The organism is Arthrobacter sp. Y3221087, from assembly GCF_059089905.1.
On sequence record NZ_JBNHFE010000001.1, the window covers coordinates 1,518,503 to 1,536,249 of the forward strand.

Genomic DNA, 17,747 nt, shown 5'->3' on the forward strand with positions numbered 1-17,747 from the left:
CTTGTGAGAAGCTAGGGGAGTGAATGACATCCTTCCCATTATTCTGTCCATTGTTGCTGCCCTGGCGGTTATCGGCGGGCTGATTCCTGTCCTGCTGAAGACTCGGAAGAACATCACCCAGTACCCGGGCACCCGTGATGCAAACGACCCCGAAGTGCAGTCCGGCGGCAGCACCCTCGTCGATGAACGCCCGGCGCCGGCGGTGGACCGGAAGGCGCCGGCCGGGGTCGAAGTCGAGGACCTGGACACCACCCCGGTTCCCGATGATGCGGCCGGGCTGGAAGTCATCCCGGTGGAAACCCCGCTGCCCGTCGCCGGCCGCCTGGTCCGCCTGCGGGAGCGGCTTGTCCGCTCCAACAACATCATGGGCAAAGGCCTGCTGGCCCTGCTCTCCAGCGACAAGATCGACGAGAACGTCTGGGACGAGGTCGAGGAAACGCTGCTGCTGGCAGACCTTGGCACCGAACCCACCATGCAACTGGTGGACGCCCTGCGCGAGCGGGTCAAGGTGCTGGGCACCCGGACACCTGAGCAGGTCAAGGCGCTGCTGCGGGAAGAACTCATCAAACTCGTGGATCCCACGATGGACCGCAGCCTCAACGTCCAGCGGCACGCCGACAAGCCGGCCGTCATGATGGTGGTGGGCGTCAACGGCGTGGGCAAGACCACCACGGTGGGCAAGCTCGCCCGCGTGCTGGTCGCCGAAGACAAGGACGTCCTGCTGGGAGCCGCGGACACCTTCCGCGCCGCTGCCGCCGAGCAGCTGGCAACCTGGGGCCAGCGGGTGGGGGTTCCCACGGTGAAGTCGGACATCGACGGCGCCGACCCGGCCTCCGTTGCCTACGAGGCTGTCAAGGCCGGCATCGACCAGGAAGTCGACGTGGTCATGATCGATACCGCGGGCCGCCTCCAGAACAAGGTGGGCCTCATGGACGAGCTCGGCAAGGTCAAGCGCGTGGTGGAAAAGCTTGCCGAGGTGGACGAGGTCCTGCTGGTCCTGGATGCAACCACCGGCCAGAACGGCCTGAACCAGGCGCGGGTCTTCTCGGAGGTGGTCAACATCACCGGCATCGTCCTGACCAAGCTGGACGGAACGGCCAAGGGCGGCATCGTCGTCGCCATCCAGAAGAGCCTTGGCGTTCCCGTGAAGTTGATCGGCCTGGGTGAAGGGGCGGACGACCTCGCCCCGTTCGAAGCCGAAGGCTTCGTTGACGCGCTTCTGAACTAGGGCATCCGGAGCCGGCACCCGGTCCTTTACCAGGCCGGGTGCCGGCTCCCGGCTTTTAAGGCTTCGCCTGCCGCAGCGTTTCGCGGGTTGCCAGCCAAGTGCAGGCCGCCACCAGCATGATGCCGCCGGTGGCGCCGAAAGCCCAGCCGAAGCCCAGCCGGTCAGCCAGCACTCCGGCCAGGACCGGCCCCACGATCGCACCGACGTCGGATGCCATCTGGTAGACCGCAAGCACCTTGCCGCCGGAGCGCCCGTTGCCGATCACGTCCGCAACGGCAGCCTGCTGTGCGGGGCCGAACAGACCCGACCCGATCCCGGCCAGCGCCGAGGCGGCCAGGAACCACCACAGGTCCTGGGTGAAGCCGATGCCCGCGGTGGCCAGGCCCGCCACGAGCAAGCCCCAGATCATCATCGGCTTGCGCCCTAGCGTGTCGGCCAGGCGCCCCGAGAAGGTCAGGGCCAGCGCATTTCCACCGGCGAAGACAGCCAGGGCCAGGCCCGCAGCTTCCGGTCCGGAACCAAAGGCAGCAGCCGCAAACAGCGGAACCGTGGCCATCCGCACCCCAAACGTCGCCCACCCGTTGGCAAAGCTGGAAAACAGCGCCGACCGGTAGGCCCCAGTAGCCAGGGCTTCGCCGAACTGCATGTCCGGGGCCTTCGTCCGCCCATCCGTTGACCCGCGGCGCTGGTGGCTCAGCTGGGTTTGGACCACGACGGCGGCCACCACCAGGGCGGCGGCATAGGCCAGGAACGGGATGCGGAGGCCGAACCCGGCCAGCAGGCCGCCCACGATGGGCCCGCAGACGTTGCCGACCAGGAACGCGGATGCGTAAGCCCCTGATACCCGGCCGCGGCTCTCCGGCGGGGCCAGGCGCACCACCAGCGCCATGGAGGCGACGGTGAACATGACCGATCCGGCACCGCCCAGGCCGCGGAAGAGCAGCAACTGCCAATAGTTCCCGGCGAAGGCGCATGCTGCCGTGGAGGCCGCCACGATCAGCAGCCCCGCCACGTAGACCGGCCGTTCACCCAGCCGGCCGATCAGCGTGCCCCCCGCCGGCGCAAAGACCAGCCGCATGAAGGCGAAGATGGCCACGATCACCGCAGCCTCGGTGTTTCCCACCCCGAAGGTTGTGGCGAACTGCGGCAATACGGGCGCAACAAGCCCGAATCCAAGCGCGATCAGGAACGCCGCAACCAGCATCACCTTGATATCGCGCGGGAGCTTGTCCCTCCCTGGCCGAAGCCGGGCCAAGATCCTTGATGTGGCACCGCTGACGCGGGGTGCTGCAGTCATGAAGCGAAGTTCCTTGCACAGTGGGTGGCCGGGATGCGGCTGGGGTGGTGAAACACAACCGTAACAACCCGGATATGCACCATTTACTTCCTAGAGGTTCTTGTAACAGACCGGCAATCTAAATCCTCTCCGGGCGAAACACGCCGCCGACACACTTTTTACAGGACGCAAACGGCGTTGGCAGGCGGAGAACTCCGCAACATTCGGATGAGAGAGGACGTGCACCATGGAACTTACCGCAGGTCACGTATGGCTCATGGTGGCGGCAGCGCTCGTGCTGCTCATGACACCGGGTCTGGCATTTTTCTACGGCGGCATGACCCGCGCCAAGGCAGCACTGAACATGATGATGATGAGCTTCATCTCCATCGGCATCGTGAGCGTTGTGTGGGTCCTGTGGGGCTACTCCATGACGGGCGGTGACGGCTTCCTCCAGATCGTCGGGAACCCGTTCGCGAACTTCGGCCTCGAGGGAGTCAACACGGCGGATTCGCCCGAAGGCCTCATCCTTGTCGGCTACGGGGCAACCTTCGCCATCATCACCGTGGCCCTGATCAGCGGCGCGATCGCCGACCGCGCCAAGTTCGGCGCCTGGAGCGTCTTCGTGCCGGTCTGGGTCACGCTGGTGTACTGCCCCCTTGCCTACATGGTGTGGGGTGGCGGCCTCTTCGGTGAGGAAGGCGCCATCGGCCAGGCGCTCGGCCCGGCCATCGACTTCGCAGGCGGAACCGTGGTCCACATCAACGCCGGCGTGGCGGCCCTGATCCTGGTCCTCATCATCGGCAACCGCAAGGGCTTCGGCAAGGACCCCAACCACCGCCCGCACAACATCCCGTTCGTCATGCTCGGCGCTGCCATCCTGTGGTTCGGCTGGTTCGGGTTCAACGGCGGCCTCGCCTCTTCCGCAGAACAGGGCGGCCTGATCTGGGTCAACACCCTCGCCGCTCCCGCCGCCGCAATGCTGGGCTGGCTCGTCACCGAACGCATCCGTGACGGACACCCCACTTCACTCGGTGCCGCCTCCGGCGTGGTTGCCGGCCTGGTTGCCATTACCCCGGCCTGCGCCAACGTCAGCCCCGTGGGTGCCCTCGGCCTCGGCGTCGTGGCCGGTGTGGCCTCCGCCCTCGCGGTCGGCCTGAAGTTCCGCTGGGGCTTCGATGACTCGCTCGACGTCGTCGGCGTGCACCTCGTGTCCGGCATCATCGGCACTGTGGCCCTGGGCTTCATCGCACTTCCCACCGACGGGGTGGGCGGCGGCCTCTTCTACGGCGGCGGCATGACCCAGATGTGGGCCCAGCTCGCAGCCGCCGGCATCGCCATCGCCTACTCGGCAATCCTGACGCTCATCATCGCCCTTGCCATCCACAAGACCATGGGCTTCCGGGTCTCGCAGGAACAGGAAACCGTGGGCGTGGACCTCAGCCTGCACGCCGAAACGGCTTACGAGTTCGGTGTGGGCGGCCACGGCGGATCCTTCCAGCCGCTGCATGACATGATCACGGGCAAGGGCCAGCAGGACTCCGCGGCCCAGCCGGCAAAGGCTGCACAGCAGAACGAATCAGCAACAGGTAAGGAAAGCGTGGGGGCATGAAACTGATCACTGCAATCGTCAGGCCGGAAAAGCTCGAAGCAATCCGGGAAGGACTGGAAGCCTACGGCGTACAGGGCCTGACGGTCAGCGCAGCCAGCGGTTACGGCCGGCAGCGCGGCTACACGGAGGTCTACCGCGGAGCGGAGTACAACGTGGACCTCCTGCCCAAGATCCGGGTGGAGGTGCTGGCCACGGACGAGCAGGCGGACGACATCCTGGACGTGATCATCGCCAGCTCCAACACCGGCCGCGCCGGGGACGGCAAGGTCTGGACAGTGGACGTCTTCGAAGCAGTCCGGGTCCGGACGGGCGAACGCGGAGTAGCCGCAATCTAGGGCAGGGCGGTCAGTAAGCAGCAGGCGGGCGGCATACCGGAAGGCATCCCGCCCGCCTTTGCTGTGCCGGGAAGCTGCTGTGCCGGGAAGCTGCTGTGCCGGGAGGCACGCAGGGGCAGGTCCCGGACGGCCTGCGGCCTACCCGCGGCGTCCGGTGGTGGGCCAGGCGGTTGGGCCGGCCGAACCGGCGTCGTACTCCTCCAGCAGCAACGCGTCCTGCTGCCACGCCGTGAGCACCGGTTCAACAATCCGCCAGCATTCCTCTGCCGTGTCGCCCCGGACCGAGAGCAGCGGATCACCGGCCAGGACCCCTTCGAGGACTTCCCCGTAGGGGAGCAGGTCCGAGGCGCTGAGTTCGGTTTCGAGGGTCGCCCGGCTGAGGCTGAAAATATCGCCCGGGCCGTTCACGTCCACGTCGAACTGCAGGGTGTCGGGGCCGAACCCAATCCGCAGCTGGTTGGGGGAGTCGACACCCGTGAAGCCCGCGGGAAGGTGCGGTACCGGCCGGAACGTGACAATTGCCTCCTTCCGTTTGGCACCCAGGGCCTTGCCCGAACGGAGGATGAAGGGAACATCCTTCCACCGCCAGTTGTCGATCCCGACCTCGATCTCGGCGAGCGTTTCGGTCCCGCGCTTCGGGTCCACGCCCTCTTCCCTGGCATAGTCGGGGACGTTCTTCCCCGCCACAGTTCCGGCCGTGTAGCGTGCCCGCCGGGTGCAGGCGGCCAAAGGGGTGTTGACGCTGCTGGCACGCAGGACCGCGGAGATGGCGTCCCGCAGGTCGCGCTCGCGGATGGTGGCGGGAGGTTCGATGGCCATCAGTGCCATGATCTGCAGGAGGTGGCTCTGGATCATGTCCCGGAGGGCGCCGGCGCCGTCGTAGTAGCGGGCGCGCCCCTCCAGGGCGAGGTCCTCATCGAAGATGATTTCCACCTTTTCGACGTGGTGCCGGTTCCAGACCGGCTCCAGGAAGTTGTTCGCGAAGCGCAGCCCCAGGATGTTCAGCACGGTGGCCTTGCCGAGGAAATGGTCCACGCGGTGGATATGGTCCTCGGGGACGAGCCGCACCAGGGTTTGGTTGAGGGAGCGTGCGGACTCCTCGCTTGAACCGAACGGCTTCTCCATCACCAGCCGGGTCCCGGTCGGAACGTCCTCCGGCCGCAGGGATTCGCAGGCAAGCTGGCTGATCTTCGGAGGGAGTGCGAAGTACACTGCCACCGGTCCCTCGAGGCTGTTCAGTAACGCCGCAAGGGCACCACCGGCGGTGACATCCAGCTGGTGGTAGACGGTCTCCTTTTCCAGCGACTTCAGAGCATCCCGGCCGTCGGCCCCGGCAGCCTCGGCCGCCGCAGTGGAGGATGACTGCACGCGTTCCCGCCACTGCTCCGGCGTCCAGGGGTCCGACCCTGCCCCGACAAGCCGGAGCCCGGCCCCGCGTCCCCTTGCCACCAGGCGCGCCAGGCCGGGAAGGAGCAGCCGGCCGGTCAGATCCCCCGAGGCGCCGAGGATGAGCAGGGTTTTTACAGTTGTTTGGCTCGTCATTTTGCCAGCATGCCATCTGCCGGGCCCGACTTGGTACCCTAGATAGTCGAGTCCCGATCATCTCCTGAAAGAAGTGCGCGGCGCGTGTTCAATTCTCTGTCTGACCGGTTGACAGCAACCTTCAAGAATCTCCGCGGCAAGGGCCGCCTCACTGAGGCGGACGTCGATGCCACAGTCCGTGAGATCCGCCGTGCCCTCCTGGACGCGGACGTTGCCGTTCCCGTGGTGCGTGAATTCACCGGCCGGGTCCGCGAACGCGCCCTCGGCGCCGAGGTGTCGGCAGCGCTGAACCCGAGCCAGCAGATCGTCAAGATCGTCAACGAGGAACTGCAGGAGATCCTGGGCGGCGAGACCCGGCGCATCCGCCTCGCCAAGAGCGGCCCCACCATCATCATGCTGGCCGGCCTCCAGGGCGCCGGTAAGACCACCCTCGCCGGCAAGCTCTCCAAGTGGCTCAAGGCCCAGGGCCACAGCCCCATCCTGGTGGCCTGCGACCTCCAGCGCCCCAACGCCGTCACCCAGTTGCAGGTGGTGGGCGAGCGGGCCAAGGTACCCGTCTTCGCTCCGCACCCGGGTGCCACCTCCACCGAACTCGACCGGCCCGCGGGCGATCCCGTGGAAGTGGCCCGCGCCGGCGTCGAGGAAGCCCGCCAGAAGCTGCACGACGTCGTCATCGTCGACACCGCCGGCCGGCTCGGCGTCGACGCCGACATGATGGAGCAGGCGCGCCAGATCCGCCGCGCCATCGTGCCGAACGAAGTGCTGTTCGTCATCGACTCCATGATCGGCCAGGACGCGGTGAACACGGCGCTCGCCTTCGACGAGGGCGTGAACTTCACCGGCATCGTCCTGTCCAAGCTCGACGGCGACGCCCGCGGCGGTGCCGCGCTTTCCGTCGCGTCGGTCACCGGCAAGCCGGTCATGTTCGCCTCCACGGGTGAAGGACTGGACGACTTCGAGCTGTTCCATCCGGACCGGATGGCCTCGCGCATCCTGGACATGGGCGATGTCCTCACGCTCATCGAGCAGGCCGAGAAGTCCTGGGACAAGGAAGAAGCTGCCCGGATGGCGAAGAAATTCGCCGACCAGGAAGACTTCACCCTGGAGGACTTCCTCGCCCAGATGCAGCAGATCCGCAACATGGGATCGATGAAGAAAATGCTCATGATGATGCCGGGTGCCCAGAACATCCGCCAGCAGCTGGAGCAGTTCGACGAGCGCGAGATCGACCGCGTGGAAGCGATCGTCCGCTCCATGACACCGCACGAGCGCCTGGCCCCCAAGATCATCAACGGCTCGCGCCGCGCCCGTATCGCCCGCGGTTCCGGTGTCCACGTTTCCGAGGTCAACGGCCTGCTGGAGCGCTTTGCCCAGGCCCAGAAGATGATGAAGAAGATGGCCCAGGGTGGCATGCCGGGGATGCCGGGCATGCCTGGTCTTCCCGGCGCCGGCGGCGGGGCGCGGAAGAACGCCAAGAGCGCGCCGAAGAAGAAGGCAAAGTCCGGCAATCCGGCCAAGGCCGCCCAGGAGCGGAAGGAAGCCGAGGCACGCCGGGCTAACGCCGCCAAGGCGCTCCCGACCGGCGCTGCCTTCGGCCAGCAGTCCGGCGACTTCGACCCGTCCCAGTTGAACCTGCCCAAGGGCTTCGACAAGTTCCTCGGCAAGTAGGGGCTTCCGCCGGGCTGACCAGCAGGGGATACTCCCGCAACGCCCTGCCGGGCGCCGAATGCTGGTCGCTGGGGCGGTTCCCGGGGAAGTCTGTGCCGTGGAATAGGGTTGGGACATGTTCAAGCAGAGGGTAGTGTTCGTGCACGGCGCCGGAAGTTACGGTGCCGCAGCATGGCCGCGCCAGCATGGCATGGCACTGTCCTACGACGCTCTGTTCCTGCGCCGCCACGGTTTCGATCCGGTCGCCGAACCGGTGGAGTCCTCGTTCGCCGCGGATACCGCCATCGTGTTGCGGTCGCTCGCTGATGATGGGCGCGGCGCCGCCGGCGGCCACGTCGTGGCCCACGCCCAGGGTGCCATCGCGGCCATGATGGCTGCCGTGGAACGGCCCGATCTCGTCTATTCGCTGACCCTCGTGGAACCGGCATGCCTGTCGCTGACGGCGGAACTGCCGGCCACGGCGGCCCACATCGGCCTCATGCAGCCCTTGTTCGAGGTCCGGCACCAGCTCAGCGACGAAGACTTCCAGCGCGAGTTCGTGCGGCGGGTCTATGCCACCGACCTGCAGGAACCGGCCACCGCGGAGGAGAAGCGGTCCGCCCGGCGACTGCGGCTGCAGGCGCCCTCCTGGGAGGCGCCGCTGCACATTGTTCCCGGGGTCCCCACCCTGGTCCTGACCGGCGGATGGGAACCCCTGTATGAGGAAATTGCCGGCTACCTCCGCGAAACCGGAGCCGTGCACCGCACCGCTGCCGGCGGGCACCGGCCGCATGATTCCCCCGACGGCGACCGGGCCGTCCGGTCCTTTATCAGCGACATCAGCAGGGCCCGGTCCGCCCGCGCGTCCTGACGGACCGCCCGGGCTTCCCCTCCGTCCGGCCGGCCCCCAATTGCCAGCCGGACGAAGGGGAAGGCTTCTACGTGGAAACCGTCTCGGGCAGCCGCGGTTCCGGCAGGTAGACCTTGCCGCCCGATGCCAGGAATTCCTGGCTCTTCTCCCGCATCCCCGTGGCCCGGTCGGCAAGGGCCGCCTGTGCTTCCGCGGTTCCGTATTCGTCCCGGATATCCTGGCTGATCCGCATGGAGCAGAACTTGGGCCCGCACATGGAGCAGAAATGGGCCGTCTTGGCCGGCTCCGCTGGCAGCGTCTCGTCATGGAAGGCCTCGGCGGTCACCGGATCCAGTGACAGGGCGAACTGGTCGCGCCAGCGGAATTCAAAGCGTGCCTTGGACAGGGCGTCATCGCGTTCGTGCGCGCCGGGGTGGCCCTTGGCCAGGTCCGCAGCGTGCGCTGCGATTTTGTAGGTGATGACCCCCGTCTTGACGTCGTCCTTGTTGGGCAGGCCGAGGTGTTCCTTCGGTGTCACGTAGCAGAGCATCGCCGTGCCGTAGCGGGCGATTTCCGTAGCGCCGATGGCTGAGGTGATGTGGTCGTAGCCGGGTGCCACGTCGGTAACCAGGGGACCCAGGGTGTAGAAGGGCGCACCCTTGCACAGCTCCTGCTGGCGCTCCACGTTTTCACGGACCAGGTGGAAGGGGATGTGCCCGGGACCTTCCACCATCACCTGGACGTCGTATTCCCAGGCCCGCAGGGTGAGTTCCGCGAGCGTGTCCAGCTCCGCGAACTGGGCGGCGTCGTTCGCGTCCGCCGTGGCGCCCGGCCGCAGCCCGTCCCCAAGGGAAAACGCGACGTCGTATTTGGCGAAGATTTCACACAGCTCGTCGAAGTGCGTGTAGAGGAAATTCTCCTGGTGGTGGGCCAGGCACCAGCCGGCCATGATGGAGCCGCCGCGCGACACGATGCCCGTGACCCGGTTTGCTGTCAGCGGCACGTAGCGCAGGAGGACGCCGGCGTGCACCGTCATGTAGTCCACGCCCTGCTCGCACTGCTCAATGACGGTGTCGCGGAAGATCTCCCAGGTCAGCTTGTGGGCTTCGCCATTGACCTTCTCCAGCGCCTGGTAGATGGGCACGGTACCGATCGGCACGGGGGAGTTCCGGATGATCCATTCCCGCGTGGTGTGGATGTCATCGCCGGTGGAGAGGTCCATCACGGTGTCCGCGCCCCACTGCGTGGCCCACTGCAGCTTGTCCACCTCTTCCGCGATGGAACTGGTGACAGCGGAGTTGCCGATGTTGGCGTTAATCTTCACCAGGAATGCCTTGCCGATGATCATCGGCTCCGACTCGGGGTGGTTGATGTTGCTGGGGATGATGGCGCGGCCCGCCGCCAGCTCGCTGCGGACCAGCTCCACGTCGCAGTTTTCGCGCAGGGCCACGAAGCGCATCTCAGGGGTGATGATGCCCTGCCTGGCATAGTGCATCTGGGTCACGGTCCGTCCCACGACGGCGCGGCGGGGCACCGGCTGCGCGCCCTTCCACTCGGCTGACGCGGCGCCGCGGCGGACAGCCGAGCGGCCGTCGTCGAGCAGGTTCCTGCCCCTGCCGCTGTACGCCTCGGTGTCTCCCCTCTCCGCGATCCATGCTGCCCGGAAAGGCGGCAGCCCCATTACCGGATCACTGCCCGGTCCGGCGGTCCGGTAGGTGCGGAAGGGCGGGTTCGCCTCTCCATTGGGGGACGGTTCCAGGGAGATTTCCGTCACCGGGACCCGGATGCCGGATTCGCCATCTTCGATGAAGGCCAGCGCATGCGATGCCAGTGACCGGGTGGCAGGTGCCCCTGGCTTTCCGTCCGGCAGTGCGCTCCCGGACTGGTTTTGGGCAGGGCTCCGCTGTTCATTTGGTGTACTCAAGGAATACTCACTTCCTTCGCCGGCATTACCCGGACAGGTTCGACGGTCGCAGGCTGCCTCAGCCCGATCTCAGCCCCTGCAGGGGCCCCCGTGTGGTCAGGAACGAAGCTACCACAGCCGCTTCGCAGATCCTTGCCACGACTGCCGGTGCTAGCATGACTGGCGGCGAAAAGGGAGTCCGATGCCGGAAATCATAGAATTCAGCGGCCCTGTGCTGACCGGGCCGGCCAGCGAACACCGGGGCCTGTGGTCCGTGGACGGGGTGCTGACGTTTATCCGCCCGCAGCAGGCTCCGGACCGGGTGCTGGACGGGTGGGTGCTGCCCGGCCTGGTGGATGCCCACTGCCATATCGGGCTGGGGCCGGAGGGTCCGGTGGATTCCGACGCCGCGGCGGGCCAGGCCCGGGCGGACCTGGCTGCCGGAACGCTGCTGGTGCGTGATGCCGGCTCACCGGCCGACACCCGGTGGATGCAGGGCGGCCGGGACTTCCCGGTGCTGATCCGGGCCGGACGCCATGTGGCCCGCACACGCCGGTACCTCCGCGGCTTCGCGGACGAGGTGGAACCGGAGGACCTGGTGGAGGCCGTGCGCAAACAGGCCCGCGACGGCGACGGCTGGGTCAAGCTCGTCGGGGACTGGATCGACCGCGGAGCCGGCGACCTGGCACCCTCGTTTCCGGCCGGCGTCGTCCGTGACGCCGTCCGGGCCGCCCATGACGAGGGCGCCCGCGTTACTGCGCACTGCTTCGCCGAAGACACCCTTGACCAGATGCTGGATGCGGGCATTGACTGCATCGAGCACGCCACCGGGCTCCTGCCGCGGCACCTTCCCCGTTTTGCGGAACAGGGCGTGCCCATCGTCCCTACCCTGGTCAACATCGCCACGTTCCCCGACATTGCTGCGCAGGCACAGCACAAATTCCCGCGCTACGCGGCGCACATGATGGCCCTGTGGGAGCGGCGCCTGGAGCGGGTGGGTGAGGCTTACGACGCCGGCGTGAGGATTTACGCAGGTACCGACGCCGGCAGCGTCATCAGGCACGGCAGGATCGCCGACGAGATCCTTGCCCTGCACCAGGCAGGCCTGCCCATGGCGGCTGCGCTGGACGCTGCCTGCTGGGCGGCGCGGGAGTGGCTCGGAGCCGACGGCGTGGCTGAGGGGGCGCGTGCCGACGTCGTTCTCTGCCGGGAGGATCCGCGCACCCGGCCGGAAGCTGTCCGGGATCTTTCCCACGTGGTGCTGGGAGGCCGCATCATCACCCGCGGACCATAGAAAAGTACTTGGAATAAATTGAAGGTTCAAGTAATTTTAACTGTGACAGGCCGTTCCCTCAGTTCGGCCCCAGCACAGGGAGCACTCAATGACCGCAGAAGCCACCAGCCAGGATCTTCTTCCCGCCGACCTCACCATGGGCACCGTGATGCTCAAGGTCGGTGACATGAAGGTCATGACCGACTACTACCAGCGCGCCCTCGGCCTCGACGTCGTCGCCGAGCAGGACGGCGGCCTCTACCTCGGCCGCCGCCAGAAGCCGCTTGTCCACCTGGCACCCGCTCCCGGACTGAACCTTCCGGGCAGGGGGGAGGCCGGCCTCTTCCATACCGCGCTGTTGTTCGAGGACCAGGCCTCCCTTGCTGCAACCATCGCCACCGCCGCCCGCTTCGACCCGCATTCGTTCACCGGCAGCGCCGACCACCTCGTCAGCGAGGCCTTCTATTTCAATGACCCGGAAGGCAACGGCATTGAGCTGTACTGGGACCGGCCGCGCAGCAACTGGTCCTGGAACGGGACGGACGTGGTGATGGACAGCCTGGCACTGCCGCCGCAGCGTTACCTCGAGCAGCACCTCACGGAGGAATCCCTGGAAGCGCAGCACTCCACCGCGGCCGGCGTCGGCCACGTCCACCTCCAGGTGGGCGACGTGCAGTCCGCCCGCAACTTCTACGTTGGCATCCTCGGCTTCGAGAAGACCGCGGGGTGGCACGGGCAGGCCCTCTTTGTCTCTGCAGGCCGGTACCACCACCACATGGCCATGAACGTCTGGAACAGCCGGGGCGCCGGGCCCCGGAAGGACACGCTGGGCCTGGGTGAGGTGCTCATCGAAGTGCCCAACGGTGACGACGTCGGCGCGCTGGCTGACCGCCTGAAAGTCGCCGGGGTTCCGTCCCGCCACACCGGGGCCGAGCTGCGGTTCGAGGACCCGTGGCGCAACAACATCCGGGTGGCAGTACGCTGACGCCGGTGCCCCCGTACTAGGCTGAAACCGAAAGGCCGGTGCGGGTGACCGCCCCGTCCGCCGCATTTTCGACGGAAGGTTACCCCAATGGGCTTCACCGAGATCTTTGTCGCCACCCATGATGCAGCGCTCAAGCGCGCCGGTCTTTTGGACGAAGGCGGGGGAGCCCCCGCCGGCCAGGGGGTCCGCATCCCGGACATCACCGACTACGAGGTGGAACAGCTCGGGGACCTGGCCGGTACGGCCGTACACGCCGGGGGAGCAGACTACGAGCTGACCATGGTCGATGTCACCAGCGATTCCCTTCTTGCCGTGCCCCCGGCCATGGTCCGGGCGCTGGCCGACCTGCTGACCTACGAAACCGAAGGCGAAGGCAACGTCCTGGACGACGTCGCCGAGCAGTGGGCGGCACAGGAGGACATGCCGTTCGGCGCTGACCAGGCCCGTGCGTATGTCCAGCAGCTGGCCGAACTTGCCGGCGGCGTCGACGATTCAGAACGGACGGGACTGTACGTCTGGTCCGCATAACCGTTGGCGCGGCCCGTCCTGGGGCGTCCTTCCTGCAACCCCCTTCCGCGGCCCGCGCCGCGCCAAGTCGAAATCGCGGCGCTCATCTGGCACAATAAACAGGTACTCGATCTGCGTGGCCCCTCTCTCCGCGTCCGGATCCTGTCCTTCGAACCCGCAAGTACGGCCCGCCCCACGGGTGCAGAAAACCGGGCTCACCCCCTTTTTCTGAAACAGGAGTGACCACAAAAGTGGCCGTAAAGATTCGCCTTAAGCGCCTCGGCAAGATGCGCGCCCCGTACTACCGCATCGTCGTCGCGGACTCACGCACCAAGCGTGACGGCCGCGCCATCGAGGAAATCGGCAAGTACCACCCCACCGAAGAGCCCTCGTACATCGAGGTCAACTCCGAGCGTGCCCAGTACTGGCTGTCCGTCGGCGCCCAGCCGTCCGAGCAGGTTGCCGCGATCCTGAAGATCACCGGTGACTGGCAGAAGTTCAAGGGCCTGCCGGGCCAGGAAGGCACCCTCAAGACCAAGTCTGAGAAGGAAGCCTTCGTTGCCCCGGAAAAGGGTTCCGTGATCATCCCGGAAGCCATCACCAAGAAGGCATCCAAGTCGGACGCCGCCGAGGCCCCGGCCGAAGCCGAAGCAGAGACCACCGAGGCTGAGTAAATTGCTGGCAGACGCGCTGGAGCACCTGGTCCGCGGGATCGTTGATTCCCCGGACGACGTCAAGGTCAGCTCGAAGAGCAACCGCCGCGGGGACACCCTCGAGGTGCGTGTTCATCAGGATGACCTCGGACGGGTGATCGGCCGCCAGGGCCGCACGGCACGCGCACTGCGCACCGTCGTCGCAGCACTGGCCGGCGGCGAACAGGTAAGGGTCGACGTCGTCGACACCGACCGCCGCCGCTGAGCGCACGGCAACACCAGTTTTTGCTCCGGCCCCTCCACCTGCAGGTGGAGGGGCCGGAGTCTTTTCCAGAACACCCGCTTTACCGACCCGAACAGAGGAAGACATGCAGCTTCAGGTGGCCCGCATCGGCAAACCCCACGGCATCCGCGGGGAAGTCACGGTCCAGGTCCTGACAGACGCTCCTGAGGACCGCTTTGTCCCCGGCACCGAATTCGTGGTTGAGCCGGCTTCCTCCGGCCCGCTGACGGTGACCAGCGCACGCTGGAACAAGGACATTCTCCTCCTGGCATTCGAAGAGGTGGCCGACCGTAACCACGCAGAGACGCTGCGCGGTGCCAAGCTCTTCATAGAAACCGCGGACCTGGACGAGGACGACGACGAAGGCTGGTACGAGCATGAACTCGTGGGCCTCGAAGCCCGCGTAGGAGACCAGGTGGTGGGCAAAGTCGCCGCCCTGAACACCGCTCCCGCCCAGGACCTGCTGATGGTCACCACCCCGGAAGGCGGGGAAATCCTGGTTCCGTTCGTGGAACAGATCGTCCCGGAAGTGAACATTGCGGAGGGATACATCCTCCTCACCCCGCCGGACGGCCTCTTCGAACTGAATTCCGAAGATGCCGCCGCCTCACCCGGTGAGGAAGGCAAGGCGTAGATGCGGATCGACGTCGTCACCATTTTCCCGGAGTACCTGGCACCGCTGGAACTCTCGCTGATCGGAAAGGCCCGGCAGGACGGCCTGCTGGATCTTCGGGTCCATGACCTGCGAACTTTCACCACCGACAGGCACCGGACGGTGGATGACACTCCCTACGGCGGCGGCGCCGGCATGGTGATGAAGCCCGAGCCTTGGGCACAGGCCCTTGCGTCCATCGCCGGAGACCGTCCGGAAGGGGCCGGCAAGCCGGTCCTGATCGTCCCGTCGCCGGCGGGGGAGCGTTTCACACAGGCGCTTGCCTACGAACTGGCCGAAGAAGATCACCTGGCCTTCGCGTGCGGGCGGTACGAGGGCATCGACGAACGCGTCATTGACTGGTCCCGTGAGCACTTCGATGTCCGGCCCGTCAGCCTTGGAGACTATGTCCTGAACGGCGGGGAGGTGGCTGTCCTGGCGATGGTCGAGGCCATCGGCCGGCTGCTTCCCGGCGTCGTGGGCAACCCCGAATCGCTGGTGGAGGAGTCCCATTCGGACGGTCTGCTGGAGTACCCCGTCTACACAAAGCCCTCCGTCTGGCGGGAGCGTGAAGTGCCTCCGGTGCTGCTGAGCGGCAACCACGGCAGGATTGCCCAGTGGCGGCGGCACGAACAGTTTCGCCGGACGGCCCAGCGCCGCCCGGACCTCCTCGAAGGGTTCGACGCCGGCAAGCTGCCGCGTGCCGACCGCACCGAACTGCAGGACCTGGGGTACGACGTCGTCGACGGGAAGCTTGTCCGCCGCGCAGGGGCGGCGGACGAAGCACGCGACTGACGGTGCCGTACCGTCTGTCGGGCGAGGATGCGGATTGGCTGTAACGGCGCTGCTGTGGCAAAATTAGTCCTTGTGTCTGCTGGGCCAGCGCCTGCCACAGGGGGAGCGAAGCCAACAGCCTGACAACCGGCCCCGTCAACAATTGGGGTGGCCGGACTACTTAGCTTTCGACAGCATTTCCGGCGCTATCTGCGCCAGGCTCTGCTGCCGTGACCCAAAGTGAATGACCTGTGGCGTTCACCAGGAGTGCAATCATGCATATTCTCGATTCCGTAGATGCAGCTTCGCTGCGCACCGATGTTCCCGAATTCCGCGCGGGTGACACCCTCAAGGTTCACGTGAACATCATCGAAGGCAAGAACTCCCGCGTCCAGGTATTCCAGGGCTTCGTCCTGGGCCGCCAGGGTGACGGCGTCCGCGAGACCTTCACGGTCCGCAAGGTCTCCTTCGGTGTCGGCGTTGAGCGTACCTTCCCGGTACACTCCCCGATCATCGAAAAGATCGAGGTTGTCACCAAGGGCGACGTCCGCCGCGCCAAGCTTTACTACATGCGTGCACTGCGCGGTAAGGCTGCAAAGATCAAGGAAAAGCGCGACTTCAGCGCCGCCAAGTAAGTCCTTTTCGGACATACGCAGGCTGGGCCGCAGCCGTATCCGGCCAGCGCCGGAGCCAATCAGCACCAGCGCCAGGATACGGACCATGGACCAGACAAAACGCCAGCCCACAAAAATGGGCTGGCGTTTTGTGTTCCTGGCACTGCTCCTTGCCGTCGCCGTCAGCGGCGTGGTGCGGTCACTCTGGATCGACGTCTACTTCATCCCGTCCGAATCCATGGAGCCGCTGCTGGAAGGCGGCGACCGGATCCTGGTGTCCCGGACTGACTTCGAGGCAGAACCCATCCGCCGGGGCGACGTCGTGGTGTTCGACGGCAGGGGTACGTTCGCGCCGCTCAGCAGCGGCAGGGGCCCAATCATGGATGCCGCAGCCGGCGTCACCCAGTGGCTTGGCCTCGCCGGCAGCGACACCACCTACGTCAAACGCGTCATCGGGCTCCCCGGCGACACCGTGGTCTGCTGCGACGCGGCAGGAAAAATCACGGTGAACGGCGAGGCGCTGGAAGAACCCTACGTTTTCAGCGGCGACGCCCCCAGCACGCAGAAGTTCACCGCGGTGATCCCCGAGGGGCGGCTGTGGCTGATGGGAGACCACCGCTCGCTGTCCGCCGATTCCCGGAGCCTGCTGGGTGCTCCCGGTGGCGGCATGGTGCCGATGGAACGCGTTATCGGGCGCCCGGTCCAGATCATCTGGCCCCTTGATAGATTTGCTCCAGTACCCCGCCCGTACGCGGCGGAACCAATAACAGAGAACGGACAGTAGATGCCCGAGAACCACGCGCGGACACCGGAACCGCGCCCCGACGGCGCCTCTGATACTTCGGCCGGCCAGGCCGCCGCCGGGGCCGTCCCCGGTGGGGAGACGCCGGCTCCGGCAACGGCGGAAAGCCGGTCCGCTGCAAAGGCAGCCGCAAAACCTGTGGGCAGCCCGGTCTTCGCATGGCTGAAGGAGGTCGCCACGGTGGTGGTGATCGCCGTCGTGCTGTCCTTCCTCATCAAGACCTTCCTTTTCCGGGCTTTTTTCATCCCGTCCGAGTCCATGGTGAACACCCTGGATATCGACGACCGCATCTTCGTCAACCTCCTGGTGCCGGAGCCTTTCTCGCTCAGCCGCGGAGACATTGTGGTCTTCCGCGACACCAAGGGCTGGCTCCCTCCGGTTGAGGAGAAGGAACAAGGGCCGTTCACCTGGGTGCAGGACGGGCTGACGTTCGTAGGGCTGCTGCCGGACGGTTCCGAGCAGCACCTCGTCAAAAGGGTCATAGGCCTGCCCGGCGACCACGTGGCCTGCTGCGACGCCGGCGGTAAACTGACCATTAACGGCACTGCCGTGGACGAGCCCTACGTCAACCCTGCCGAGGTCCCGCAGGTCCAGAACTTCGACGTGGTGGTTCCCGAAGGAAAGGTGTGGGTGATGGGTGACAACCGGAACCATTCCGCCGATTCGAGGGCGCATATGGATTCCGACGGCGGATTCATCGACCTTGACGATCTCGAGGGCAAGGCGGCCGTCATCGCGTGGCCGCTGAACCGGATAACCAGCCTTCACAACTATCCGGACGTGTTCCGGAACGTACCGGCCGCTCCCTGAT

18 protein-coding genes and 1 riboswitch are annotated in these 17,747 nt (G+C 66.4%); of the genes, 15 read left to right on the forward strand and 3 right to left on the reverse strand.

Features of this window, described 5'->3' with window-relative positions:
* The first annotated feature begins 19 nt into the window (after positions 1-19).
* Complete coding sequence (gene ftsY, locus AC5RUO_RS07185; RefSeq protein ID WP_494008556.1) at positions 20-1,228, forward strand: signal recognition particle-docking protein FtsY; 1,209 nt, start codon at positions 20-22, stop codon at positions 1,226-1,228.
* Between the two features lie 55 nt (positions 1,229-1,283).
* On the opposite strand, the gene AC5RUO_RS07190 is transcribed toward ftsY, so the two are convergent.
* Complete coding sequence (locus AC5RUO_RS07190; protein WP_494008555.1) at positions 1,284-2,525, reverse strand: MFS transporter; 1,242 nt, start codon at positions 2,523-2,525, stop codon at positions 1,284-1,286.
* Positions 2,526-2,751: 226 nt separating this feature from the next.
* Between AC5RUO_RS07190 and AC5RUO_RS07195 the strand changes: the two genes are divergently transcribed.
* Together AC5RUO_RS07195 and AC5RUO_RS07200 are read left to right on the forward strand one after the other, a co-directional pair.
* Positions 2,752-4,116, forward strand: coding sequence for an ammonium transporter (locus tag AC5RUO_RS07195; protein WP_494008554.1), 1,365 nt, complete (start codon positions 2,752-2,754; stop codon positions 4,114-4,116).
* Entirely contained in the window at positions 4,113-4,451 is a 339-nt protein-coding gene (locus tag AC5RUO_RS07200; protein WP_255768384.1) for a P-II family nitrogen regulator, read from the forward strand. The genes AC5RUO_RS07195 and AC5RUO_RS07200 overlap by 4 nt, the downstream gene beginning before the upstream one ends.
* 138 nt (positions 4,452-4,589) lie before the next feature.
* Here the strand turns inward: AC5RUO_RS07200 and AC5RUO_RS07205 are convergent, their stop codons facing one another.
* Positions 4,590-5,993 carry a glucose-6-phosphate dehydrogenase gene (locus AC5RUO_RS07205; protein WP_494008553.1) on the reverse strand — a complete coding sequence of 468 codons (1,404 nt, stop codon included), beginning with the start codon at positions 5,991-5,993 and terminating at the stop codon, positions 4,590-4,592.
* A gap of 84 nt (positions 5,994-6,077) precedes the next feature.
* Between AC5RUO_RS07205 and ffh the strand changes: the two genes are divergently transcribed.
* Both ffh and AC5RUO_RS07215 read left to right on the forward strand, forming a co-directional pair.
* Positions 6,078-7,661 carry a signal recognition particle protein gene (ffh, locus tag AC5RUO_RS07210; protein WP_494008552.1) on the forward strand — a complete coding sequence of 528 codons (1,584 nt, stop codon included), beginning with the start codon at positions 6,078-6,080 and terminating at the stop codon, positions 7,659-7,661.
* A 115-nt stretch (positions 7,662-7,776) separates the two neighbouring features.
* On the forward strand, positions 7,777-8,511 hold the full coding sequence (locus AC5RUO_RS07215) for an alpha/beta hydrolase (protein WP_494008551.1): 735 nt from the start codon (positions 7,777-7,779) through the stop codon (positions 8,509-8,511).
* Positions 8,512-8,578: 67 nt separating this feature from the next.
* Here AC5RUO_RS07215 and thiC read toward each other — a convergent pair whose 3' ends face one another.
* Complete coding sequence (thiC, locus tag AC5RUO_RS07220) at positions 8,579-10,414, reverse strand: phosphomethylpyrimidine synthase ThiC (protein WP_494103155.1); 1,836 nt, start codon at positions 10,412-10,414, stop codon at positions 8,579-8,581.
* A riboswitch (TPP riboswitch) is annotated at positions 10,409-10,516 on the reverse strand. Its footprint overlaps the gene before it by 6 nt.
* Before the next feature lie 79 nt (positions 10,517-10,595).
* Between thiC and AC5RUO_RS07225 the strand changes: the two genes are divergently transcribed.
* From AC5RUO_RS07225 to lepB (AC5RUO_RS07270), 10 genes are all read left to right on the forward strand, one after another.
* Positions 10,596-11,687 (forward strand): amidohydrolase family protein, encoded by a 1,092-nt coding sequence (locus tag AC5RUO_RS07225; RefSeq protein ID WP_494008549.1) that lies wholly within the window; start codon positions 10,596-10,598, stop codon positions 11,685-11,687.
* Positions 11,688-11,775: 88 nt separating this feature from the next.
* A complete protein-coding gene (locus AC5RUO_RS07230) occupies positions 11,776-12,651 on the forward strand; it encodes a VOC family protein (RefSeq protein WP_494008548.1) in 876 nt (291 codons plus the stop codon).
* A gap of 87 nt (positions 12,652-12,738) precedes the next feature.
* Positions 12,739-13,179, forward strand: a complete 441-nt coding sequence (locus AC5RUO_RS07235) for a hypothetical protein (RefSeq protein WP_494008547.1) — start codon at positions 12,739-12,741, stop codon at positions 13,177-13,179.
* 230 nt (positions 13,180-13,409) lie between these two features.
* Entirely contained in the window at positions 13,410-13,832 is a 423-nt protein-coding gene (gene rpsP, locus AC5RUO_RS07240) for a 30S ribosomal protein S16 (RefSeq protein WP_009359301.1), read from the forward strand.
* 1 nt (position 13,833) lies between these two features.
* Entirely contained in the window at positions 13,834-14,076 is a 243-nt protein-coding gene (locus AC5RUO_RS07245; protein WP_494008546.1) for an RNA-binding protein, read from the forward strand.
* Between the two features lie 103 nt (positions 14,077-14,179).
* A complete protein-coding gene (gene rimM, locus AC5RUO_RS07250) occupies positions 14,180-14,728 on the forward strand; it encodes a ribosome maturation factor RimM (protein ID WP_494103156.1) in 549 nt (182 codons plus the stop codon).
* Entirely contained in the window at positions 14,729-15,541 is an 813-nt protein-coding gene (gene trmD, locus AC5RUO_RS07255) for a tRNA (guanosine(37)-N1)-methyltransferase TrmD (RefSeq protein ID WP_494008544.1), read from the forward strand.
* A 254-nt stretch (positions 15,542-15,795) separates the two neighbouring features.
* On the forward strand, positions 15,796-16,155 hold the full coding sequence (gene rplS, locus AC5RUO_RS07260; protein ID WP_133346430.1) for a 50S ribosomal protein L19: 360 nt from the start codon (positions 15,796-15,798) through the stop codon (positions 16,153-16,155).
* A gap of 85 nt (positions 16,156-16,240) precedes the next feature.
* Positions 16,241-16,918, forward strand: coding sequence for a signal peptidase I (gene lepB, locus AC5RUO_RS07265; protein WP_494103157.1), 678 nt, complete (start codon positions 16,241-16,243; stop codon positions 16,916-16,918).
* The gene (gene lepB / locus AC5RUO_RS07270) at positions 16,919-17,746 is read left to right on the forward strand and encodes a signal peptidase I (RefSeq protein ID WP_494008542.1); all 828 of its coding nucleotides are present in this window, start codon (positions 16,919-16,921) and stop codon (positions 17,744-17,746) included. It abuts the gene before it with no gap.
* Position 17,747 lies beyond the last annotated feature (1 nt).